The sequence below is a fragment of the Celeribacter naphthalenivorans genome (genome assembly GCF_020524585.1).
GTDB lineage: Bacteria > Pseudomonadota > Alphaproteobacteria > Rhodobacterales > Rhodobacteraceae > Celeribacter > Celeribacter naphthalenivorans.
The window spans coordinates 154,047-177,170 of record NZ_JAIVLK010000003.1 but is presented as its reverse complement, the minus strand read 5'-3'; the positions used below and the strand labels follow the sequence as shown (position 1 = coordinate 177,170).

Below are 23,124 nucleotides of genomic sequence, written 5' to 3'. Positions count from 1 at the left end.
ATCAGCGCAGTTGTTTCAGCAATTCCTGTGACGGATAGCCGTCGGGGGTGACCCCGATGGAGGTCTGAAACGCGCGGATGGCATTGATCGTGTTCGGACCGATGATGCCGTCCACCTTGTCATCCAAAAAGCCTTTGCGGGTCAAAATCCGCTGCATTTTCTTCTTTTCATCGAAGGACAGCGGCTGATACCCGCGCGGCCAAGAGGCCTGAATAGCAGGCCCGCCCTTGAGCCGATCCGACAGGTGGCCGACGCCGATCACATAGGCATCCGCCTTGTTGTAGCGTTCGATCACCGCGAAGTTGTCAAAGATCATAAAGGCCGCCCCGGCAGAGCCTGCGGGCAAGAGGATCGAGGCGCGGCCATAGTTCGGCACAGCCTTGCCATCGACCCCAACCACGCCCAAAGCGGCCCAATCCGCGGGGCTGCGCATATTGTTCCGACGCGCGGAACTATAGTCGAACCCGCGCGGAAGACGCACTTCGACGCCCCATGGCTGACCCTTGTTCCAGCCATGCCGCGCGAGATAGGCGGCGGTGGAGGCCAGTGCATCCGTCGGGTCATCCGACCAGATGTCCCGCTTGCCATCGCCATCGCCATCGACCGCGAAGGCCTCAAAGGACGTCGGGATGAACTGGGTGTGCCCCATGGCACCCGCCCAGCTGCCCTTCATATTGCGGGGATGGGTGTCGCCTTTTTGCAGAATTTTCAGAGCTGCGATGAGCTGTTGTTCGAAAAACGCGCCGCGTCGCCCGTCATAGGCCAGCGTCGCCATCGCCTCGATCACATTGATGTCGCCGCGATGCTCGCCGTAAGCGCTTTCCAGCCCCCAGACAGCCGCCACGACATATTTGTCGACACCAAAGCGGCGTTCGATCGCATCCAGCGTGCGGGCATGCTGCCGCATCGCTTTCTGGCCGTTCGAGACGCGGGTGGGGGAGGCGGCGCTGTCGAGATAATCCCAGATCTGCCGGGTGAACTCGGATTGCCGACGGTCTTTGGCGATCACATCCGTGTTGTAGTGAACGCCACGAAACGCCTGCGTCAGCACTGTTTCGGAGATGCCTTCGCGCCGCGCACGCTGTTTGAAATTCGCGATCCAAGTCTCGAATCCGGCCTGAGATGCCACATTTTGCACCAAATGAGCTCCTGGAAGTTGGGGCGGGGTTTCGATCATTCGACCCGGCGTTTGCGCCGACATTGAGGACAGGCCAAGGCCGAGAAGAATACCGGCGGCACCAAGAACAAGAGAACGCATGCTGACTGCTCCATTTTAATTTTGTCTCAGGCTAAACTGAATCGGCCTGTGGCTTGAACAGGACAAATCGCGGGCGGCAAATTTCCGCTGCGATGTTATTTCCTGCGGCGCTGTACCTTTTTCTGAATCTTGGCTTTTTTGGCTTTGCTCTTGTTGTACTTGCGCGATACTGGCCGACCTTTGGCGCGACGCGGGCCACGGGGCAACATGGCGCCATCGACAGACAGAAGCTCCAGCTCCAGCCCCCCAGTCACCGGCACAGCCTCGGCGATCCGAACGGTGACCTTTTGCCCGATGGAAATCACGATGCCGGTGTCGGCCCCCATGAGGCTTTGTTCCTCCGGATCGAAATGGAAAAACTCGGCGCCCATGGTCCGCACGGGCACCAACCCATCGGCACCGGTTTCATCCAGTTTGACGAAAGCGCCGAATTTCTGAATGCCGGAAATATGCCCGGTCATCTCATTGCCAACGCGCTCGCTCAGGTAGGCGGCAAGGTAGCGATCATTGGTGTCGCGTTCCGCCGTCATCGAGCGCCGCTCGGTCTCGGAGATGTGTTTTGCGGTGGCTTCGAGCCTTTCGATCTCTTCGGCAGACAGCCCATCCTTGCCCCAACCATGTGCCGAGATCAGCGCGCGGTGCACGATCAGATCGGCATAGCGACGGATCGGCGATGTGAAATGCGCGTAGGACCGCAGTGCCAGTCCAAAGTGGCCGTAGTTCTCGGGGTGGTAATAGGCCTGCGTCATCGAGCGCAGAGTGGAGATGTTGATCAGCTCGTCATGATCGGTGCCCTCGGCCTGTGCCAAAAGCTTGTTCAGATGAGAGGTGTGGATCACCTGACCTTTGGCGAGCGTAAAGCCGGAAGACTGGGCCACCTCGCGCAGCGCATCCATTTTTTCGTCCGAGGGTTCCTCGTGCACACGGTACAAAAGCGGGCGGTTGCGGTGGAACAACTCCTCGGCCGCGGCCACATTGGCCAGAACCATGAACTCTTCGATCAGCTTATGCGCATCATAGCGTTCGGCCAGCGCCACAGAACTCACACGCCCATCTTCACCCAGCACGATCTCGCGCTCGGGAAGATCCAAATCCAGCGGCTGACGGGCTTTGCGCGCGCGTTTGAGAGCCTCATAGGCCTCGAACAGCGGGGTGATCACCTCGTCCATCAGCGGGCCGCAGGCCTCGTTGATCTGACCGTCACGGGCGGCCTGAACTTCGGCGTAGTTCAAAGAGGCGGCGGATTTCATCAATCCGCGCAGAAAGCGATGCGATAGCTTTTTGCCATCCGCATCGATCACCATGCGCACGGCAAGACAGGCGCGCGGCACACCTTCGTGAAGGGAACAGAGATCGCCAGACAGACGATCCGGCAGCATGGGCACGACGCGGTCCGGGAAATAGGTCGAATTGCCTCGGTTCCAGGCTTCTCGATCCAGCGCCGAACCGGGCGTCACGTAATGCGCCACATCTGCAATAGCGACCCAGAGGATAAAGCCGCCTTCATTCTTGGGGTCAGGGTCGAACTCGGCCCAAACCGCATCATCGTGGTCCCGGGCATCTGCCGGGTCGATGGTCACAAGCGGCAGATCACGAAGGTCCTCGCGTCCCTTCAACCCCGCAGGTCTGGCCTTATCGGCCTCGGCGATGACCTCGTCCGGGAAATCATCCGGGATACCATGTTGATGGATCGCGATGAGAGAGACGGCTTTGGGTTCAGAGGGATCACCCAGACGCGTGATGATCCGCGCTTGCGGCAGCCCCATCCGGTTTTTGGGACCGGCCTGCTCGGCTTCGACGAGCTCGCCGTCCTTGGCACCATAGTCGTTGCCAGCACGCACGAGAAAATCTTTGTCGTTGCCCTTGTCGATGGGCACAACGCGACCGCCCTCGGCATCTTTGCGATAAATTCCAAGGATTTTACGTGGATTAGAGCCTATTTTCCGGATCAGACGTGCCACATATTGATGGTCTTCGCCTTTGACCTCTTGAAGTTTGGCAAGGATGCGTTCGCCCTCTCCAAGCGCGGGATCACTCTCTCGAAGAGACATCAAGACGCGGGGTTCCTGTCCGTCGCCAGCCCATTCCAGCGGACGTGCAAACAAATCGCCATCGCGATCTGGCGCCAAGATGGAGAGCACGGAGACGGGCGGCAATTTATCGGGATCGCGATAGGTCTTGCGCTGTTTGCGAAGATGTCCCTCGTCCTCAAGCTCCTTGAGAACGCGTTTTAAATCGATCCGCGCGGCGCCTTTGATGCCGAAAGCTTTGGCAATATCGCGTTTCGCGGTTTGGGTCGGGTTGTCGGAAATCCATTGGAGGATTTCGTCCTTGGTCGGGATCCTGCTCATAGGATGATTCTACCATGAGCCGATGCGCCTCACCACTGGCAAAGCACGCTGTCGCGAGGATTTCACAGACGGGCCACCCATTGCGCATAATCCGCGCCGGTGTCGATGTCAGAAAGCGTCTCTAATTCAGCCCAATTCAGAGATTTGGCTGAGGCAATCGTGTCTGCTTTGGCCCATTCTGTCGACCAGCGCACATGATCCAGAAAGCCAGCCGGCTGTCGCGCAGGATGACGTAAGCCGATCAGCCAATATCCACCATCCGTGGCGGGGCCGAGACAGGCAGTATGTGACCCTAATGCAGTGAAAGCGGTGGCAATATGGGACTTTTTGATGTCGGGTATATCTGACCCGATGAGGCAGGTCGGGCGTGGCGCCATGCGGAGCAAGGCCCGTGCCATGCGTTGGCCGAGATGTCCCGGTCCTTGTGGGATGCGGGGAAAATGCTCTGGCCAAAATGAACTTTGTAAACCCTCACGGTCTGGTGTGACGGCGAGGACCGTGTCCCATCGCGGATCGGTCAGGGTGCGGAGTGTTCTCAGCGCCTGATGCCGATACCACCATGTCGCCGAAATAAGACCCAAATCCTGCGCAAGACGGGTTTTTACCCGTCCCGCACGCGGTTCTTTCACCATGACGACCAGACAGGGTTTCACAAGGCCAGCACCATATCCTGATGCGGGATGCCGCCGTCGAGATATTCCTCGCCGATGACGTGAAAGCCGAAGCGTTCGTAAAACCCGATCGCATGGGTCTGGGCGCCGAGTTTGGCCTGTTTGAGGTGAGGGCGCTGTTTGAGCTCCGTGAGGCATGCCTCAATCAACCGTGCTCCGAGACCCGTCCCGCGTTGCGATTTTTCGACACAAACCCGGCCGATTTTGCCGATTTCGCCAACTTCATAGACGCGTGCGGTGCCGACAGGCGTGCCGTTTTCGTCGGTGGCCAGAAAATGTGTGGAGACGGGGTCCAGGTCGTCGATTTCTTCCTCGACAGGGACCTTTTGCTCTTCGACAAAAACGGTCATTCTGAGATCAAGGCAGGCTTGGACATCTTCAGTTTGGGAGATTGTGATGGTCATGCAAAATAGTCTCTCATCAGGCGGGAATAGACAGTCTTGAGCGCATTGATGTGCTCGACGTCCACATGCTCGTCGACCTTGTGCATGGTCTTGCCAACCAGCCCGAATTCGACCACGGGGCAGTGGTTTTTGATAAAGCGCGCATCCGACGTGCCACCCGTCGTGGACAGGATCGGGGTCACGCCCGTTTCCGTGGCAACGGCATTCGCCACCAGATCGACAAATGCCCCGGGCGGCGTCAAAAAGCTTTCGCCCGAAATCTGGAACGCTACATCGATCTCGATGCCGGTACGCTCAGCGGTGACTTTGGCTTTCGCGCGCATCCAATCGCTCAGAGAGGCGCCGCTATGTGCATCGTTGAAGCGGATGTTGACGGTGGACTGGGCCTGCGCAGGCACGACGTTGGTGGCGGCATTGCCAACATCAAAGGTCGTGACTTCGAGGTTGGAAGGATCGAAATGCTCCGTTCCCTGATCAAGACTATGCGCCGACAGCTCCGCCATGAGGCCGGCCAGAGCGGGGACGGGATTGTTGGTCTGTTGCGGGTAGGCGACATGTCCCTGCGTGCCGCGTGCGGTAAAGTAGCCCGTGATCGACCCGCGGCGTCCGATTTTTATCATCTCGCCCATGGTGTTCGGACAGGTCGGTTCGCCAACGATACAGTCGGTCATCACCTCTCCTGTCGTGTCCATAAAGTCCAATAGCGCGATGGTGCCGTCTGTCGCATCGCCTTCCTCATCGCCCGTGATGGTGATGACGATTGCAGTGTCTTTTGGCTGGGTTTGGGTCGCATAATCGCAGGCAGCGGCCACGAAAGCGGCGACCCCGGACTTCATATCGGTCGCTCCCCGACCCCAAAGCTTGCCGTCCTTGATCTCACCACCAAAGGGGTCGCAGGTCCAGGCCGCCTCGTCCCCTACCGGAACCACATCCGTATGGCCGTTAAAGCCCAGCGTGCGCGGAGCGGCCTTATCGCCCCAGCGAGCAAAAAGGTTTGGCGTGCCGTTGCGGTCGACCCGAGTGCAGGCAAACCCGGCCTCAGTCAAAGTTCTATCGAGCAGTTCCAGCGCACCACCTTCAATCGGCGTCACGCTTGGGCAGCGAATGAGGGCGGCGGTCAAATCGACGGGGTCTAGGGGCATGAGGCGTCCTTTGGCAGTGTTCCCCTGTAGAGTTACCGAGGCCAGCGCCGAGGGGCAATGCGAAGCTTGTGCCGTGAGGGCGATACCGAACAGGACGACCATGAGGCTTATGCGACACGAAGTCGTTGCACTTATGTCACCTCGTTATCTCTGACCTTTAACGCGGGCCTCCTCTCATGATCGACGATTGAAAGAGACCCGTGGGCTATGCCATATGCGCAGATAGATGAGGGAATCCGATGAAACATGTTCTTCGCGTTTTTGCGACACTCTTTGTGCTGTTTGCCCCCCACATGACCGCGGCTCAGGACCACCGGGTCATGACCATCACGCGTGTGCCATTTTCGATGGAAGTCGATGGCGAGCAAACCGGCTTTTCCATGGAGCTGTGGGAGGCTCTGGCTGAGGATCTTGGCTGGAGCTATAGCATCACGCGCGTCGACAGTTTTGCGGAGATGCTGGGGGAAATCGAGGCCGGCGAGGCGGATGCCGCCATTGCGAATATCTCGATCACCTCAAACCGTGAATTGGTCATGGACTTCACCCAGCCGATCTTCGAAGCCGGGCTTCAAATCATGACGCGGGCCGATGGCGGCGAGGTCACGATTTGGTCCGCGATTCTCTCAACAGACATGCTTTTGTACATTGCTGGAGCCTTCGCCCTGTTGTTCGGCGGTGGCATGTTGATGTGGTATTTCGAGAAACATCACCAAGAGTATTTCAACATGCCCGCGCGCAAGGCGATGTTCCCGGCCTTTTGGTGGGCCCTGAACCTCGTTGTGAATGGCGGTTTCGAAGAGCGTCAGCCCCGCTCCCCGCTGGGCCGCGTTTTTGGTGTCTTTCTGGTGATTTCGTCTCTGTTTATTGTGTCTGTCTTCGTTGCCCGGATCACAGCCGTGCTGACAGTCGAGGCAATCCAGTCGAACGTCTCCGGCATTGGCGATCTTTATGGCAAATCCATTGGCACCGTTGCCAATTCGACGGCGGCCGAATTCCTTATGCGTCGCGACCTCAATTTTGTGGATTACGCGAATCCCGGGGAGTTGATCGAGGCGTTTGAGAATGACGATATTGATGCTGTCGTCTTCGATGCGCCGATCCTGGCCTATTATGTGAACCACGAGGGCCGGGGCGTGGGGCGCATGGTGGGGCCGATTTTCCTGCCGGAAAACTACGGCATCGCTTTGCCGACCAGCTCTCCCTATGCCGATCAGATCAATCACAGCCTGTTGAAGCTTCGCGAAAACGGGACCTATGACACGATTTATCGCAAATGGTTCGGGGCCAAATAGGCTCTAATCCAGCGCGATAGGTAGCAAATGCCTTAGTGACGCGTGCCGGTGTCATCCTCGAAAAACGGCGTCATCTGTGCGACGATCACCGAGTTCTCATCGAGGGCCCGCTGCATCAGCTCTTTTTCCTCATCGGAAATCTCGTGGCCCTCTTCGAGCCGCTCTTCGAGCGTGCCGTATCCCGTGACATCCAGCGGCGCGACGTCGGCCTGTTTCAGGATCGCGACGGTTTCGCGCACGGCTTCGGCCTCGTCCACGCCTGAGGCATAGATCATCAACGCTCCGCCCGTGGCGCCTTTGGGCAGGCCATCGCCCTCCTTGCGGCCGATTTCGACCAGGAGCGTGTAGACTTTTTGGCGGGAGGGTTTGGATGCTTTCGACATGCCTCTCCTTTGCGGAGGGCGCGGGCAAAAGTCAAGCGGGGGCTTTTCATACGGGATTGACGTTATGTTATTACATATCTAAAACTCGCCCCCGTCTCTCCACGAAGGAACTTACCTATGTCCGAACGCTTGCCCGTCACTGTCCTTTCCGGCTTTCTCGGCTCCGGGAAAACCACTTTGCTCAATCGCCTCCTGAACAACCGCGCCGGACTGCGTGTGGCGGTGATCGTCAACGATATGTCCGAAGTGAACATCGATGCCGATCTCGTGCGCCAAGGCGGTGCTGATCTGTCGCGGACCGAAGAAACGCTTGTTGAAATGAGCAATGGCTGCATCTGCTGCACATTGCGGGATGATCTTTTGACCGAGGTGCGTCGGCTCGCAGAGGCGAATAAATACGACTACCTGCTGATCGAATCGACCGGCATCGCGGAGCCGCTGCCTGTGGCCGCGACCTTTGAATTCCGAGATGAACATGGCGAAAGCCTCGATGACATCGCCCGCCTCGACACGATGGTGACGGTGGTCGATACGGTCAACATGCTGAACGACTATTCCAGCCACGATTTCCTCGAAGATCGCGGCGAGGTGGCGGGCGAGGGCGATCAGCGTCGCATCGTCGATCTGCTGGTCGATCAAATCGAATTTGCCGATGTGATCATTCTGAACAAGATCACGGACGCCGGCCCCGACAAGGTTCTCGTCGCGCGCAAGATCGTCGCCGCGTTGAACCCCGACGCCAAGGTGATCGAAGCAGATTTCTCTGAGGTCGCCACAGAGGAGGTTCTCGGCACCGGTCTCTTTGATTTCGACCACGCGCATGAGCATCCGCTTTGGGCCAAGGAGCTTTACGGCTTCGCCAATCACGTTCCGGAAACCGATGAATACGATGTGACGTCCTTCGTCTATCGTGCGCGCCGTCCCTTTGATCCGACCGCGATTGAGATCGTTCTGAACGGCGATTTGCCGGGGGTGATCCGTGCCAAAGGCCATTTCTGGATGGCCACGCGGCCCGACTGGGCGGCGGAGTTTTCCATGGCGGGCGCGCTCAGCACGATTAAGCCTTTGGGCAATTGGTGGGCCGCTGTGCCAGAGAAATATTGGCCCAACCACCCGGAAGGCCGGGCGCAGATTGCCGAGGTTTGGGTCGATGGATTTGGCGACCGCCGCCAAGAGATCGTCTTTATCGGATCGGGTATGGATGAGGCTCTGATCCGCGCGAAACTCGATTCCGCTTTGATCGGCCCCGAGGATCAAATCGACCCCAATCTGGCCCAAACCCTCAAAGATCCCTTCCCGAAATGGGGCCGAGCCGCAGCATGAGCAACCTCAAGACCTCCCTGCGGAAACGCAGACGGGCGAGCGATCCGATGCGAGAGTTCGACCATCTGCCGCGCACGTTACGGATTTGGCTCGCGGAGGCCGCTTTGCCGTGGTCGCCGCGTTCCGTGCGCAGGCTCTGGTCAAAGGCGTTGCAGCAAAGCGGCGGGTGCGAGACCCGTGCCTTGGCGCATCTCTCGGAGATTGAGGCCAAGCGCCTGACACATGACGCGCCCCGAGTGTGGGGCGCGCGTTTTCCTCAGGTTTAAAATCTGTCCCGGCGCGGCTTTACCGCAGGCGCCGGGCCAACCAGATCAAAAGGCTCGCGCCGAAAATCCCGACGATGAGCTGCGGCACCCAGCTGTTGGCGGCATAGATGCCGACGAGCGACAAGATCAGGTTCAGCACAAAAGCCCCCACGATCCCCAACAGAATATTGGCCAGAAGACCCGTGTCGGCCTTCATGAAATTGCTGGCAATCCAGCCCGCAAGCCCGCCCACGATGATCGATGCGATAAGTCCAAGTCCCATGGTTTCCTCCTTTTAAAGCGTTTCTCAAAAAACTTGAGGCACTCAATTTTTGAGAAACGCAGCAATATCAATTCAGCGTGGCAACGTCTTTCGCTCAATCTGATTCAGATTAAACGAGAAACGCTTTAGGTATACCTCTTAACGAAAACGGGCGCCGAAAGGTTCCCCTCACGACGCCCGCAAAATTCACATCGCTGAGGCTCAGTCGCGCAGCAGCTCGTTGATGCCGGTTTTGGACCGGGTTTTCGCGTCCACGCGCTTCACGATCACGGCGCAGTAGAGGTTCACGCCGTTCTTCGACGGCATGGTGCCCGCGACGACGACGGAGTAGGGCGGCACTTCGCCGTACATTACTTCGCCGGTTTCGCGGTCGACGATCTTGGTGGATTGGCCGATGAAAACACCCATGCCCAGCACGGAGCCTTCGCGGACGATCACGCCCTCGACCACTTCGGAGCGCGCGCCGATGAAGCAGTTGTCTTCGATGATGGTCGGACCGGCCTGCATCGGTTCAAGCACGCCGCCGATGCCGACGCCGCCGGAGAGGTGGACGTTTTTGCCGATCTGCGCACAGGAGCCAACGGTGGCCCAGGTGTCGACCATGGTGCCGCTGTCGACGTGCGCGCCGAGGTTCACGAAGGACGGCATCAACACGACGCCCGGCGCGATATAGGCGGATTTGCGGACCACGGCGTTCGGCACGGCGCGGAACCCGGCCTCTTTGAACTCGGCGGTGCCCCAGCCTTTGAACTTGCTGTCGACCTTGTCCCACCAGCCGGAGCCTTGCGGGCCGCCGTCATGCAGTTCCATGTCCTTGATGCGGAAGCCCAAAAGCACGGCTTTCTTGGCCCATTGGTTCACATGCCAGCTGCCGTCGTCCTGTTTCTCGGCAACACGCAGCTCACCTTTGTCGAGCGCATTGAGCGTAGACTCGATGGCTTCGCGGGTTTCGCCGCCGGTTGCAGGGGTGATCGTATCGCGCGCGTCCCACGCGGCTTCGATGGCGGCTTCGAGCTGTGCATTCGACATGTTGGTCTCCGAGGTCATCGTGGAATATATGGTCCCGCAGGCTATAATGGCTGAAACCCGCCCGCGCAACGCGCGAGAGAGCACAGGCGGCGAGACAAAACGACATAAGGCAGGATTACGATGACTGAGACGAAACACACCGACCGCCGCCACCCGTTGCGCGACAGCCGGGTCGACCGCGATACGGCGCAACATATCCCCGACACGCCGCAAACGCGCTCGCCGTCATACAAGCTTGCCTTCAACGACAATGATTTCATGTTTCGCGACGAATTGCGGCCGGTGCGCCTGCAGTTGGAGCTGTTGAAGCCTGAGATTTTGATGGAGGAATTCGGGGTCGAAAGCACCATCGTGCTCTTCGGCGGTGCGCGCATTCCGGCGCCCGACAAAAAGGAGACGGCGAAGACCAAGACCTTGGCCGAACTGTCGAAATACTACGATGAGGCGCGAAAGTTTGCCCGGATCATGACGGCGCGCAACAATGGCCATAAGGACAATATCATCGTCACCGGCGGCGGGCCCGGTGTGATGGAGGCGGGAAACCGTGGCGCGCGCGATGCGGGCGGGATTTCCATCGGCCTCAACATCGTCTTGCCGCATGAGCAAGCGCCGAACGAATATGTGACGCCGGAGCTGTGCTTTAACTTCCACTATTTCGCCATTCGCAAGATGCATTTCTTGATGCGTGCGAAGGCCATCGTGGTGTTCCCCGGCGGCTTTGGCACGTTGGACGAAATGTTCGAAAGCCTGACGCTCATTCAGACGGGCCGGATGAACCGCGTGCCGTTTTTGTTGTTCGGCAAAGCGTTTTGGCAAAACATCATCAATTGGGAAGCTCTGGCGGACGCGGGCACAATCTCTCCCAAAGACCTCGAGCTGTTCAAATTCGTGGAAACCGCCGAAGAGGCCGTGCAGGCAATTGACGAGTGGCCCAATCAAGGCCTGCGCGAGGACATCGCCGGGCGCGAAGCCTAAGCTTCCTGCGCTTTGGAGGCCTCAAATTGCGTTGCCGCGCTGTGCTTCGATGACATCATCTGCTGCATGTAGCGATCCAGCGCCATCTCCTGCAGGATGGCCCCAATGGTCCGGCCTTCGGTCCGGGCCAGAAGATGCATCATTTCGACGGTGGTTTTCGGCAAGAGCAGGGTGAGTTTTTCCATGAGGGCCTCAGTTCAAAAGGGAAGGGGTTTTTGCGCCAGATGACGCGTGACGAGATGATGATGCGCATGGCCGGGAAAGGGTGTGCCGAAGCGTTTCATCAAGGCGGAATAGGGCTGACCAAGATCGGAGGCCTTGCAAAGCCGGTCTCCTTCAACGGTCTGAAGGATCAAACCGCCGCCGCGCTCCGCCAATTCATAGCCTTTGGCACGCAGGGCCTCTTGCAGGTCGGTCCAACCCGTCGCATAGGCGAAATCATGGGCGAGGTAGGCCTGCAACGCATGGGGTTTGCGGGGGCCTTTGTAGCCGAACGCTCCCTCTAGAGGGCGCGCGGCCTCATCCAACCTGTCGCGCAGCCTGCCGCGAATGAACGCCCCGATCGGCTGACCCGCACGGGCCGCCGCCCGCTCGATGCGGGTGCCAAGGTCGTCTTCGAATCTGATTGTTATCCAGTCCATGCCCGAATGTTCACTCGGGCATGGTTAAGATGAGGTTACGGCGCCTGAATGCCCGCCTCTGCCTCGATCTGACGGCGCGATTTGCGCGCACGCTCGGTCGCGGATTTGAGCTGGCCACAGGCGGCCATGATGTCTTCGCCCCGCGGGGTGCGGATCGGCGACGCGTAACCTGCCTGCATCAGGATCGTCGCAAAGGCGCGAATGCGGTTGTTCGACGAGCGTTTGTAGGGCGCGCCGGGCCATTCGTTGAAGGGGATGAGGTTCACTTTCGCCGGAATGCCGTCCAGAAGTTTCACCAGACGATGCGCATCTTCATCGCTGTCGTTCACATCCTTGAGCATCACATATTCGAAGGTGATGCGTTCGGAGTTCGTCGCCTTGGGATACTCGCGCAGCGCTTCCAAGAGCTTCTCGATGTTCCATTTCTTGTTGATCGGCACCAAGACGTCGCGGGTCTCATCCGTGGTCGCGTGGAAGGACACGGCCAGCAAACAGCCGATCTCCTGCGCGGTGCGGTGAATCTCCGGCACCACGCCCGAGGTCGACAGCGTGATGCGCCGACGGCCGAGCTGAATCCCTTCGGCATCCATCACGATCTTCATCGCGTCGCGGACGTTCTCGAAATTGTAGAGCGGCTCGCCCATGCCCATCAGCACGATGTTGGACAACAGCCGGGTCTCGTCTTTGGGCGCGCCGCGCTCCGGCCATTCATCCAGATCGTCACGCGCCATCATCACCTGACCGACAATCTCGCCCGCCGTCAGGTTGCGCACCAGTTTCTGCGTGCCGGTGTGACAGAAGGAACAGGTCAGCGTACAGCCCACCTGCGACGACACACAGAGCGTGCCGCGACCTTCTTCGGGGATGTAAACCACCTCGACCTCATGGCCGCCGTCGATGCGGACGAGGTATTTGCGGGTGCCATCCTCGGAGACCTGTTTCGACACAACCTCCGGCACGCGCACTTCGAACTTCTCGGCCAACATGGCGCGATAGTCTTTCGCCAGATTGGTCATCTCCGCGAAATCACGTTCGCCCCACTGATAGATCCATTGCCAAATCTGGCCTGCGCGCATCTTGGCCTGCTTTTCCGGCGTGCCGTTTTCGATCAACACCTGCCGAAGCGCATCACGGGTCAGCCCGACAAGATTGATCTTGTCAGAGGGCGTTTCCTTGCGCGGAAAGGTCATTACATCCTGCGTGATCGGTGCGCTGGGGTCCATGGCGGGTCTCTTATATGCGGTGATTAAGGGGCTCCCCTACAGGATTCCCTGCCAGAAAGCCATAAGAAAAGGCCCCGCAACCGCAGGGCCTGACCTCACATCTTTGGCAATATTTACTTGCCGCAGCGGTTTGCGGCCTCTTCGACAGAGGCGGTAAAGCCAAGAAGCGAGAAGGTGTCTTTGGTGATCGTGCCGCGCGACGAGTTGCCGGTCAGCGTCGCCGTGGCGCCGCGTTTCATCGCGGCGATGATTTTGGCGTCATCCTCGGGGGTGACGGCCCAGGCGGTCTCGTCATCCGAATTGGTGAACAGCGTGAATTCCGTGCCGCCGATTTCCATCGTCACGTTGGAGCCCGGCTCGAACGGATAGCCGCCCAAGAAAGACACCTGACCGTTGACGCCATTGCCCGGACCGTAGGTCACGAAGAGCAAAATCTCAGAGCGCGTCACCGATTTCGGGCGACCCGAGCTGTCGGTGTTCAGCGTCTCTTTCGGCACCGAAACCGCCCAGCAGGTCTTGTTCGGCTGGCTTTCCTCATAGACATACCAATCGGTGTTCGACCCGACCTGATTGGTGCTTTCCTGCGCGAATGCCGGACCTGCCAGACCCAACAGGGTCGCTGCGAACAGGGTCTGTTTCACGAAAAATCTCATTGAACTCTCGCTGCCTCTCAACTTTCGGTCGATTGCGACCATTTCAGGCCTGTCTTGACCACATCTTCCGCTGTCTATAGCCGCGGTTTCGAGAAGGGGTCAGGCCAAATTCCATCATCTGCGGGCACAGTAACGCAATTCCGCCGATTTGGGAAAGACCCTTGGCAGAAATTCGCTGAAACGTGAAAAGACGTCAGAACAGGTCGAAACGCCTGGGTTTCCTTTGTTGCTAAAAATACTCAAAACCACTCGGAAATCAGTTTGAGCGCCAGAGCCGTCGAGGCAATCACCAGCACCGGTTTGATCAGCTTGGCGCCGACTTTCGTGGCCAGTGTGGAGCCCACATAGGCGCCTGCGATCTGTGCCGCGCCCATGGCAAGGCCGAGCATCCACAAAGGCTTGGCGACCAAAACAAACCCCAAAAGCCCGCCAATATTCGAGGCGAAGTTCAACAGTTTCGTATGCGCCGTAGCCTTGAGGATGCCGTAGCCCGCAAGGCTCACGAACCCCAGCATGAAAAACGCGCCGGTGCCCGGTCCCAATAGCCCGTCGTAAAATCCGATGAACGGCACAAAGGTGGTGGCAAAGAGCAGCGGCGTGATGCGCTGGGTCCTGTCCATGTCGTTGAGGCCGGGTTTGAAGGCAAAGAACAGCGCGATAGCGATCAAAAGCACCGGCAGGCCGAGGCGGATCACATCGATCGGCAGAGAGCTTGCCAAAAGCGCGCCGAGCATGGCGCCCGCAAAGGACAGCGCCGCCGGGCCAATTTGTTTGCGCAGGTCCACATGTCCGGCACGCGCGTAGTTGATCGCGGCCATGCCCGCGCCAAAGAGACCCTGCACCTTGTTGGTCGCCAGCGCCTGCACCGGAGGAATGCCCGCGAGCATGAGGGCAGGCACGGTGATCAGCCCACCGCCACCCGCGATGCTGTCGACGAAACCGGCGACAAAGCCCGCCGCCATGAGAATCAGCAGGAGATCGAGAGAGACCTCAAACACAGTAAAATCAAACACTGGCGAAATCGGAGCGTGCGTAGCCTTGAACGAACAAGAGCGCGGACAGATCGCCGTGGTTGATGCGGATGTCGCATTCGGCGGCGACAGAGGGTTTTGCATGAAGCGCCACACCCGCGCCCGCGAGTTTCAACATACCAAGGTCATTCGCCCCGTCGCCGACTGCCATCACATCGTCATGCGCGAGCCCAAGCCGCGCAGTGATCTCTTTGAGCGCGGCGACCTTGGCCTCACGCCCGAGGATCGGCAGGCCCGGTTTGCCAACCAGCTCACCATTCTCGACCAGCAAGGTGTTGGCCCGGTTTTCATCGAACCCAAGCGCTTCGGCGACGTAGCCGGTGAAGGCCGTGAAGCCGCCCGAGACCAGCGCGCAATAGGCGCCGTCGCGCTTCATGGTGGCGAGCAGCTCCTTGCCGCCGGGCATGAAAGTGATGCGTTCGTCGATCACCTTTTGGATGACGCTTTCCGGCAGGCCTTTCAAAAGCCCGACGCGTTCGGTCAGTGCGCCTTCGAAATCCAGCTCGCCGTTCATCGCTTTCGCGGTGATCTCTTTGACGCGCTCACCGACGCCCGCGACATCCGCCAGCTCGTCGATGCATTCCTGCTGGATCATGGTCGAATCCATATCGGCCAAGAGCATCTTTTTGCGGCGCGCCTCAGAAGGCACGACAATCAGATCGATGCCCTGCGTTTGCAGACCTTCCCAGACATCCCAGTGATTCGACGGAACGCGCTCGACGCTGAACTCTGCGGCCTCGCCCAGAGACAGCCATTTGAGGTCGCCCCCACCCCAGGCCGAACGCAACGCGTCCGCAGTGGTCAGATTGAGGGCCGGTGCGGCGGGGTTGGTGAGAAGGATACAGGTGAACATGGGAGGCCTCCGTTTGTCGCCTGTCTACGCAATGACATGACGGGTTTCCAGCGTTATGAGATCAGGTTTTGATGGTTTTCCGAGGCGAGGTCCAAGTTTCCAATCGGAAACGATCCAGCGCATATGCGACGTATGTCGGATAAAAATGCGACAGATTTTTACGAATCCATATTGCTGAACGCTGAGAAAGCCACTAATTCGATCCGCGGGACACCTCTCCCCAACGAGAGGCATTTATCTGGAAGGATAGCATTATGGCTACCAAGCACCCGCAGGCGCGCCCTGCGAATCCGCGTTTTTCGTCCGGCCCTTGCGCCAAAATCCCGACATTCTCTCTCGATCTGCTGGCTGACGCGCCTCTGGGCCGTTCGCACCGTGCCAAAATTGGCAAGGAAAAGCTGAACGCCGCGATCGAGACGACCCGCGACATCCTTGGCATCCCTGCCGATTACAAAATCGGTATCGTGCCCGCTTCCGACACCGGCGCCGTTGAAATGGCTATGTGGTCCCTTCTGGGCGCCCGCAAAGCCACGATGGTGGCTTGGGAATCTTTCGGCGCTGGCTGGGTCACCGATGTTGTCAAACAGCTCAAGATCGACGCCGAGGTGAAAACCGCTGACTACGGTCAGATCGTCGATTTCGCTGACATCGACTTCAACACCGACGTGGTCTTTACCTGGAACGGCACCACCTCCGGCGTGCGCGTGGCCAATGGCGATGCGATCCCGGCCGACCGTGAAGGTCTGACCATCTGTGACGCGACCTCTGCGGCTTTCGCGATGGACCTGCCTTGGGACAAGCTCGATGTCACCACTTTCTCTTGGCAGAAGGTGATGGGCGGCGAAGCGGCGCACGGCATCATCGTTCTCGGACCGCGCGCTGTCGAGCGTCTGGAAAGCTACACGCCCGCATGGCCGCTGCCGAAAATTTTCCGCATGACCAAAGGCGGCAAGCTGATCGAAGGCATCTTCAAAGGTGAAACGATCAACACGCCCTCGATGCTTGCGGTTGAGGATTACCTCGTGGCTCTTGAGTGGGCGCAAAAGATCGGCGGTCTGCCGGCTTTGATCGAACGCTCGACCGCCAATGCGAAAGTGCTTTGGGATTTCTGTGATCGTCACGACTGGATCGCCAACCTCGCCGAAGATGAGGCCACGCGGTCGAACACCTCTGTGTGTCTGAAGTTCACCGATGACCGCATCAAGGACGGCGCCGCTTTTGCGAAAGCCGTGGCCAAGAAACTCGAAGAGCAGAACGTCGCCTATGACGTTGGGGCGTACCGCGATGCGCCTGCCGGTCTGCGGGTCTGGTGTGGTGCGACGATTGAGGCGTCCGATGTCGAGGCGCTCACGCTCTGGCTCAAATGGGCCTTCGAAGAGTGCATTGCTGAGCAATAAATCCGCGTAAGCGGACTGCGCAATAGGCGCTTACGGACTTCAACGGGCGGCGGCCTGCCGCCCGGTTTTCCCACAGAATTCTCATATGACAGGAGCCCTCAAATGGCCCCCAAAGTTCTCGTCTCCGACAAACTCTCGGAAACCGCCGTTCAAATCTTTCGCGACCGTGGCATCGATGTCGATTTCCTGCCCGATCTCGGCAAGGACAAAGACAAGCTCGCCGAGGTAATCGGCAAATATGATGGTCTCGCAATCCGTTCCGCGACCAAAGTCACCGCAGCCCTTCTGGAGCATGCTGACAATCTGAAAGTCGTGGGTCGCGCTGGTATCGGCACCGACAACGTCGACAAGGACGCCGCGTCGAAAAAAGGCGTGATCGTGATGAACACGCCGTTCGGCAACATGATCACCACCGCCGAGCACGCCATTGCGATGATGTTCGCGGTTGCCCGTCAGATCCCGGAAGCCTCCGCCTCGACCCACGCGGGCAAATGGGAGAAATCCAAATTCATGGGCACCGAGCTGACCGCCAAGACCCTCGGCGTGATCGGCGCGGGCAACATCGGTGGCATCGTCTGTAACCGTGCGCTTGGCCTGAAGATGAAAGTGGTCGCCTACGATCCCTTCCTCTCCGAAGAACGCGCGACTGAGATCGGTGTGGAGAAAGTCGAGCTGGACGAGCTTCTGCGTCGCGCTGACTTCATCACCCTGCACGTGCCGCTGACCGACTCGACGCGCAATATCCTCTCGAAAGAAAACCTCGAGAAGACCAAGAAAGGCGTGCGGATCATCAACTGTGCCCGTGGTGGCCTCGTCGATGAAGAAGCTCTCGCAGAGTTGTTGAAATCCGGCCACGTCGCGGGCGCCGCCTTTGACGTCTTCGCCGAAGAGCCCGCCAAAGAGAACCCGCTCTTCAATCTGCCGAACGTGGTCTGCACCCCGCACCTGGGCGCCTCCACCACGGAAGCTCAGGAAAACGTGGCGCTGCAAGTGGCCGAGCAAATGTCCAACTACCTCTTGGACGGTGCTGTCGAGAACGCGCTGAACATGCCGTCGATGACTGCCGAAGAAGCCAAGGTCATGGGCCCGTGGGTGCAACTGGCCGAAAACCTCGGCGCTTTCATCGGTCAGGTCACCGAAGAAGCCATCGAAGACATCAAGATCACCTTTGACGGCGTGGCGTCCCACATGAACCTCAAGGCGCTCGAATGTGCAGTGCTCGCAGGGATCATGCAGGCCGTGAACCCGGATGTGAACATGGTCTCCGCACCGCTGATCGCGAAAGACCGTGGCATCCAGATCTCGAAAACCACGCAGGATGCGTCCGGTGTGTTCGACGGCTACATCAAACTCGACATCCAAACTGTCGAGAAATACCGCACCATCGCGGGCACGGTGTTCTCCGACGGCAAGCCGCGCTTCATCCAGATCAAGGGCATCACCATCGACGCCGAAGTGGGCGAGCACATGCTCTACACCACCAACAAGGACGTTCCGGGCATCATCGGCAAACTCGGCACACTGCTGGCCGATCATGACGAGAACATCGCGAACTTCACCTTGGGTCGGGCGTCCGCAGGTGGCGACGCCATCGCCATGACGCTGCTCGATACGCCGCTGAAGGCCGAAACCGTCAAAGCGCTCAAGGACTCCGGGCTGTTCCAGCGCGTCAATCCGCTGCACTTCAAGGCCTGATATTCGGGTGACTGAGCGCTCTCGGGCGCGCGTCTGATCGCACAGGCGTCTTTGACAAAATTATCAGAAGGGCCGCTGGACAAATCAGCGGCCCTTCGTCTTTTTATGCCCTACCGCAGCGTCATGACGCTATTGTACCCAGACAAAGACACGGGGCCGAGGCCCCTTTAGGGAGAAAAGACCCCATGAGAACGAAAGCCGCTGTGGCCCTTGAGGCCGGGAAACCCCTTGAAATCATGGAAGTAAACCTCGAAGGCCCGAAAAAGGGCGAGGTTCTGATCGAGGTGAAGGCCACCGGTCTTTGCCACACCGACGAGTTCACCCGTTCGGGTGCTGACCCCGAGGGGCTCTTCCCCTGTATCCTCGGTCACGAGGGCGCGGGCGTCGTTTTGGAGGTTGGTGAAGGCGTCACCACGCTGAAACCGGGCGACCACGTGATCCCGCTTTACACGCCGGAATGCCGCGAATGTCCGTCCTGCCTTTCCGGCAAAACGAACCTCTGCACCGCGATCCGCAACACCCAAGGTCAGGGCCTGATGCCCGACGGCACCACGCGCTTCTCCATGCTCGATGGTACGCCGATCTACCACTACATGGGCTGCTCGACCTTCGCGAACCACACCGTCATGCCGGAAATTGCTCTGGCGAAAGTGCGTGACGATGCGCCCTTTGACAAAATTTGCTACATTGGCTGCGGCGTGACCACCGGCATCGGTGCCGTGATCAACACCGCGGGTGTCGAAATCGGCTCCACCGCCGCTGTGTTCGGTCTGGGCGGCATTGGCCTCAACGTGATTCAGGGCCTGCGCATGGCAGGTGCCGACATGATCATCGGTGTCGATCTGAACGACGACAAAGAGGAAATGGCCCGCAAGTTCGGCATGACCCATTTCATCAACCCGACGAAAATCGAAGGCACCGTGGTCGAAGAGATCGTGAACCTCACCAAGCGCGGTGCGGATCAGATCGGTGGCGTGGATTATTCCTTCGACGCGACCGGCAACGTCAAAGTCATGCGTGACGCTCTGGAATGTTCGCACCGTGGTTGGGGCGTCTCCGTCGTGATCGGCGTGGCCGCAGCGGGCGCCGAGATTTCCACCCGTCCGTTCCAACTGGTGACCGGTCGCGTTTGGAAAGGCACCGCGTTCGGCGGCGCGAAAGGCCGCACCGATGTGCCGAAATTCGTCGATTGGTACATGGACGGCAAGATCGAGATCGACCCGATGATCACCCACAAACTCAAGCTCGAAGAGATCAACCACGGGTTCGATCTCATGCATGAGGGCAAATCCATCCGCGCTGTCGTGGAATTCTGAGGGGAACTGTGATGCAGGTCAAATCCACCAACCGAAGCCATGGCGGCACTCAGGGTGTCTACACCCACAGCTCGACGGCGACCGGAACCGAGATGGAGTTTTCCGTCTTCGTGCCGGATCACGCCGAGGGCGAGGTGCTTCCCGTGGTGTTCTATCTCTCGGGTCTGACGTGCACACAGGCCAACGTCACTGAAAAAGGCGAGTTCCGCGCAGCATGCGCGGAGCTTGGTCTCATCCTTGTCGCGCCCGACACCTCGCCCCGTGGCGAAGGCGTGCCGGACGACGCCGAAGGCGCTTATGATTTCGGTCTGGGTGCCGGGTTCTACGTGAACGCCACCGAAGAGCCTTTCGCGAAAAACTACCGGATGCGTGAGTATATCGAAACGGAATTGCCGGCGCTCATTGGCGCGGAATTCCCGGCGGATATGTCGCGTTTGTCCATTATGGGCCACTCCATGGGCGGTCATGGTGCGCTGACCATCGCGCTCAGAAATCCGGAAAAATACAAATCCGTCTCGGCCTTCTCGCCGATCGTCAGCCCGCTGAATTGCCCTTGGGGGGAAAAGGCGCTGACCGGCTATATCGGTGCCGACAAATCGACCTGGCGCGAATACGACGCCTGCGCTTTGATCGAGGATGGCGCGCGTGTGCCAGAGATCCTTGTCGATCAGGGCACGGCGGATAATTTCCTCGAAGGTCAGCTGAAGCCGGAGCTTTTGACACAGGTTTGTGAAAAAACCGGCCAGGCCCTAACACTTCGGATGCAAGAGGGCTATGACCATAGCTATTACTTCATCTCCACCTTCATGCGCGACCACCTCGAATGGCATGCGATCCGCATGAAATCCTAACAGGAGGCACCCTTGCGCATCTACGCCATCGGCGACATTCACGGCCAACTCGACATGCTCAAAGCCGCCCACGCGCGGATCGAGGCAGATAAGGCAAGGGTCGGCGATACCGACGCCCGGATCATCCACTTGGGCGACTACGTGGATCGGGGGCCGGACAGCGCAGGGGTCATTCAATATCTGATGGACGGCATCGCTGCGGGCAAACCGTGGCGGGCCATTCGCGGCAATCACGACCGGATGTTCACCCGTTTCGTGCGCCACGGCATTGCCCATGACAACCAGCACATCAAATCCGGCAAAAGCTGGCTTCACCCGGCTTTGGGCGGTCCGACGACCTTGGCCTCTTACGGCGTCGAGGCGGTGGATGGCGAGTTCGAGATCGCGCATATGCGGGCGAAAAAGGCGGTGCCTGAAGCGCATCTCGATTTCATTGAAAACCTGCCGCTGACGTACGCTTGGGGCGATTATCTTTTCGTCCACGCGGGCATTCGTCCCCGTGTCGCGGTCGAGCATCAAAGCGAAGAGGACCTCATCTGGATTCGCGAAGGCTGGCTCGATTATCGCGGCCCGCTGCCCTTTACGGTCGTGCATGGTCATACGGCGCTCGATGAGGCGACGCATTTCGGCAACCGGATCGACATCGACACGGGCGCGGGGTACGGGCGGCCTCTTTCTGTGTTGGTGATCGAAAACAGCCATGAAGAGATTGTCACCGAAACCGGTCGCGCGCATCTGACCCACGCCAATCCCCAGTAACAATCCCCAGTAACAATCCACAGAAAGACGCAGCGTAAGACGCAGCGTTCCATCTTTCTCTGATCGCAGCCTCGGGTACACTCGGGCGCAGGATCAGAGGAGGAACATATGTCCGACATCGTCATTCTGGGCGGCGCTCGCACCGCCATCGGGACCTTTGGCGGCGCCTTGGCCGGGGTGCGTCCCGCCGATCTTGGCGCGCTTGTCACCAAAACCGCGCTGGAACGCGCTGGCGTCGAAGGCCCGCAGATCGGCCATGCCGTCTTTGGCCACATCATCAACACCGAACCCAAGGACATGTATGTCTCTCGCCTCGCCGCCATGGGGGCGGGTATCCCTGAGACGACGCCCGCAATGAACGTCAACCGGCTTTGCGGCTCTGGTGCGCAGGCTGTGGTCTCCGCCACGCAGTCCCTGATGCTGGGCGACGCCGATTTCGCTGTGGCGGGCGGGACCGAGGTCATGAGCCGCTCGCCCTATATCCTCCCTGCCGCGCGCTGGGGGCAAAAGATGGGCGACGTCGGTGCGCAAGACATGATGTTGGGCGCGCTGACCTGTCCTTTTGGCACTGGTCATATGGGGGTGACGGCGGAAAACGTCGCCCGTGAACATGGTGTGTCGCGCGAGGATCAGGACGGTTTTGCCTTGGAAAGCCAGACGCGTGTGGCGCGTGCCATCGAGGCCGGGCTGTTCCGCGATCAGATCGTGCCAGTCGAGGTCAAAGTGAAACGCGATCTCGTGGCCTTCGAGACGGATGAACACCCGAAACTCACCACGTTGGAGGGCCTGGGCAAACTCCGCCCGGCGTTTGAAAAAGACGGCACGGTGACGGCGGGCAATGCCTCCGGGCTCAACGATGGTGCCGCGGCCTTAGTGCTCGCGCGGCATGAGGCGGCGGAGGCGGCGGGGCTGAAACCCAAATTCCGTATCGTTGGCTACGCCCATTCCGGGGTGCGTCCCGAAGTAATGGGCATCGGCCCGATCCCGGCGGTCGAAAGCCTATGCACCCGCACCGGTCTCACCGTCGGCGCGTTCGATGTGATCGAGAGCAACGAAGCCTTCGCGGCGCAGGCCATCGCGGTCAACCGCGCGCTTGGGCTGGACGTGGCGAAAGTGAACCCGAACGGCGGCGCCATTGCGCTTGGCCATCCTGTCGGCGCGACCGGCGCCATTCTGGTGGTGAAGACCATGTATGAGCTGGAGCGCATGGGCGGGCGATATGGCCTCATCACCATGTGTATCGGCGGCGGTCAGGGCATTGCCTTGGCGATTGAGCGGCTCTGAGCGACCTTTCGGACAATTTTCCGCCAATTTGCATGGCTTGATTAAGATTCTTTTCACCCTGTTCG

24 protein-coding genes are annotated in these 23,124 nt (G+C 59.3%); 10 read left to right on the top strand and 14 right to left on the bottom strand.

The genetic code is table 11. The annotated features are described in order from the left end of the window. Nucleotide 1: 1 nt before the first annotated feature. From LC094_RS07475 to dapE, 5 genes are all read right to left on the bottom strand, one after another. Nucleotides 2-1,258, bottom strand: coding sequence for a lytic murein transglycosylase (locus LC094_RS07475; protein WP_226551238.1), 1,257 nt, complete (start codon nucleotides 1,256-1,258; stop codon nucleotides 2-4). Between the two features lie 95 nt (nucleotides 1,259-1,353). After that, entirely contained in the window at nucleotides 1,354-3,609 is a 2,256-nt protein-coding gene (gene rnr / locus LC094_RS07470; protein ID WP_226551236.1) for a ribonuclease R, read from the bottom strand. A gap of 62 nt (nucleotides 3,610-3,671) precedes the next feature. Further along, on the bottom strand, nucleotides 3,672-4,262 hold the full coding sequence (locus LC094_RS07465) for a TIGR04282 family arsenosugar biosynthesis glycosyltransferase (protein ID WP_226551234.1): 591 nt from the start codon (nucleotides 4,260-4,262) through the stop codon (nucleotides 3,672-3,674). Next, complete coding sequence (locus tag LC094_RS07460; protein ID WP_226551232.1) at nucleotides 4,259-4,684, bottom strand: GNAT family N-acetyltransferase; 426 nt, start codon at nucleotides 4,682-4,684, stop codon at nucleotides 4,259-4,261. Before LC094_RS07460 ends, LC094_RS07465 begins: the two co-directional genes overlap by 4 nt. Then, entirely contained in the window at nucleotides 4,681-5,826 is a 1,146-nt protein-coding gene (dapE, locus tag LC094_RS07455; protein WP_226551230.1) for a succinyl-diaminopimelate desuccinylase, read from the bottom strand. Before dapE ends, LC094_RS07460 begins: the two co-directional genes overlap by 4 nt. A gap of 239 nt (nucleotides 5,827-6,065) precedes the next feature. Here dapE and LC094_RS07450 point away from each other — a divergent pair, with 239 nt between their 5' ends. Next, entirely contained in the window at nucleotides 6,066-7,118 is a 1,053-nt protein-coding gene (locus tag LC094_RS07450) for a transporter substrate-binding domain-containing protein (protein ID WP_226551222.1), read from the top strand. Nucleotides 7,119-7,150: 32 nt separating this feature from the next. Here the strand turns inward: LC094_RS07450 and LC094_RS07445 are convergent, their stop codons facing one another. Further along, nucleotides 7,151-7,501: a hypothetical protein gene (locus LC094_RS07445; protein WP_167601017.1), complete on the bottom strand. Its 351-nt coding sequence runs from the start codon at nucleotides 7,499-7,501 to the stop codon at nucleotides 7,151-7,153. A gap of 117 nt (nucleotides 7,502-7,618) precedes the next feature. Here LC094_RS07445 and LC094_RS07440 point away from each other — a divergent pair, with 117 nt between their 5' ends. Together LC094_RS07440 and LC094_RS07435 are read left to right on the top strand one after the other, a co-directional pair. Continuing rightward, complete coding sequence (locus tag LC094_RS07440; protein WP_226551221.1) at nucleotides 7,619-8,824, top strand: GTP-binding protein; 1,206 nt, start codon at nucleotides 7,619-7,621, stop codon at nucleotides 8,822-8,824. Beyond that, nucleotides 8,821-9,090: a DUF6525 family protein gene (locus tag LC094_RS07435; protein ID WP_226551220.1), complete on the top strand. Its 270-nt coding sequence runs from the start codon at nucleotides 8,821-8,823 to the stop codon at nucleotides 9,088-9,090. Before LC094_RS07440 ends, LC094_RS07435 begins: the two co-directional genes overlap by 4 nt. Before the next feature lie 19 nt (nucleotides 9,091-9,109). On the opposite strand, the gene LC094_RS07430 is transcribed toward LC094_RS07435, so the two are convergent. Together LC094_RS07430 and dapD are read right to left on the bottom strand one after the other, a co-directional pair. After that, nucleotides 9,110-9,352, bottom strand: coding sequence for a GlsB/YeaQ/YmgE family stress response membrane protein (locus LC094_RS07430; RefSeq protein WP_226551218.1), 243 nt, complete (start codon nucleotides 9,350-9,352; stop codon nucleotides 9,110-9,112). Nucleotides 9,353-9,553: 201 nt separating this feature from the next. Then, entirely contained in the window at nucleotides 9,554-10,381 is an 828-nt protein-coding gene (dapD, locus tag LC094_RS07425; protein WP_226551216.1) for a 2,3,4,5-tetrahydropyridine-2,6-dicarboxylate N-succinyltransferase, read from the bottom strand. 120 nt (nucleotides 10,382-10,501) lie between these two features. Between dapD and LC094_RS07420 the strand changes: the two genes are divergently transcribed. Then, nucleotides 10,502-11,356, top strand: a complete 855-nt coding sequence (locus tag LC094_RS07420) for an LOG family protein (RefSeq protein WP_226551209.1) — start codon at nucleotides 10,502-10,504, stop codon at nucleotides 11,354-11,356. On the opposite strand, the gene LC094_RS07415 is transcribed toward LC094_RS07420, so the two are convergent. The 6 genes from LC094_RS07415 to serB all read right to left on the bottom strand — a co-directional run bounded on the left by LC094_RS07415 (nucleotide 11,353) and on the right by serB (nucleotide 15,757). Continuing rightward, nucleotides 11,353-11,541 (bottom strand): hypothetical protein, encoded by a 189-nt coding sequence (locus LC094_RS07415; RefSeq protein WP_226551208.1) that lies wholly within the window; start codon nucleotides 11,539-11,541, stop codon nucleotides 11,353-11,355. The two genes, LC094_RS07420 and LC094_RS07415, sit on opposite strands and share 4 nt — an antisense overlap. 12 nt (nucleotides 11,542-11,553) lie before the next feature. Beyond that, nucleotides 11,554-11,997 (bottom strand): hypothetical protein, encoded by a 444-nt coding sequence (locus tag LC094_RS07410; protein ID WP_226551207.1) that lies wholly within the window; start codon nucleotides 11,995-11,997, stop codon nucleotides 11,554-11,556. 35 nt (nucleotides 11,998-12,032) lie between these two features. Next, entirely contained in the window at nucleotides 12,033-13,220 is a 1,188-nt protein-coding gene (gene rlmN / locus LC094_RS07405) for a 23S rRNA (adenine(2503)-C(2))-methyltransferase RlmN (RefSeq protein WP_226551206.1), read from the bottom strand. Nucleotides 13,221-13,333: 113 nt separating this feature from the next. Next, nucleotides 13,334-13,873 (bottom strand): invasion associated locus B family protein, encoded by a 540-nt coding sequence (locus tag LC094_RS07400; protein ID WP_404814975.1) that lies wholly within the window; start codon nucleotides 13,871-13,873, stop codon nucleotides 13,334-13,336. 239 nt (nucleotides 13,874-14,112) lie between these two features. Further along, nucleotides 14,113-14,871: a TSUP family transporter gene (locus LC094_RS07395; RefSeq protein WP_226552221.1), complete on the bottom strand. Its 759-nt coding sequence runs from the start codon at nucleotides 14,869-14,871 to the stop codon at nucleotides 14,113-14,115. Between the two features lie 7 nt (nucleotides 14,872-14,878). Next, a complete protein-coding gene (gene serB / locus LC094_RS07390; RefSeq protein ID WP_226551204.1) occupies nucleotides 14,879-15,757 on the bottom strand; it encodes a phosphoserine phosphatase SerB in 879 nt (292 codons plus the stop codon). Nucleotides 15,758-16,011: 254 nt separating this feature from the next. Here serB and LC094_RS07385 point away from each other — a divergent pair, with 254 nt between their 5' ends. The 6 genes from LC094_RS07385 (at nucleotide 16,012) to LC094_RS07360 (ending at nucleotide 23,059) form a co-directional block, all read left to right on the top strand. Further along, the gene (locus LC094_RS07385) at nucleotides 16,012-17,154 is read left to right on the top strand and encodes a phosphoserine transaminase (protein ID WP_226551203.1); all 1,143 of its coding nucleotides are present in this window, start codon (nucleotides 16,012-16,014) and stop codon (nucleotides 17,152-17,154) included. A 102-nt stretch (nucleotides 17,155-17,256) separates the two neighbouring features. Next, on the top strand, nucleotides 17,257-18,849 hold the full coding sequence (gene serA / locus LC094_RS07380) for a phosphoglycerate dehydrogenase (RefSeq protein ID WP_226551201.1): 1,593 nt from the start codon (nucleotides 17,257-17,259) through the stop codon (nucleotides 18,847-18,849). Between the two features lie 185 nt (nucleotides 18,850-19,034). After that, nucleotides 19,035-20,165: an S-(hydroxymethyl)glutathione dehydrogenase/class III alcohol dehydrogenase gene (locus LC094_RS07375; protein WP_226551196.1), complete on the top strand. Its 1,131-nt coding sequence runs from the start codon at nucleotides 19,035-19,037 to the stop codon at nucleotides 20,163-20,165. An 11-nt stretch (nucleotides 20,166-20,176) separates the two neighbouring features. Further along, the gene (gene fghA, locus LC094_RS07370; RefSeq protein WP_226551194.1) at nucleotides 20,177-21,016 is read left to right on the top strand and encodes an S-formylglutathione hydrolase; all 840 of its coding nucleotides are present in this window, start codon (nucleotides 20,177-20,179) and stop codon (nucleotides 21,014-21,016) included. Nucleotides 21,017-21,028: 12 nt separating this feature from the next. Beyond that, nucleotides 21,029-21,775, top strand: coding sequence for a metallophosphoesterase (locus LC094_RS07365; RefSeq protein ID WP_226551193.1), 747 nt, complete (start codon nucleotides 21,029-21,031; stop codon nucleotides 21,773-21,775). A gap of 108 nt (nucleotides 21,776-21,883) precedes the next feature. Beyond that, on the top strand, nucleotides 21,884-23,059 hold the full coding sequence (locus LC094_RS07360) for an acetyl-CoA C-acyltransferase family protein (RefSeq protein ID WP_226551192.1): 1,176 nt from the start codon (nucleotides 21,884-21,886) through the stop codon (nucleotides 23,057-23,059). The last annotated feature ends 65 nt before the right edge of the window (nucleotides 23,060-23,124 follow it).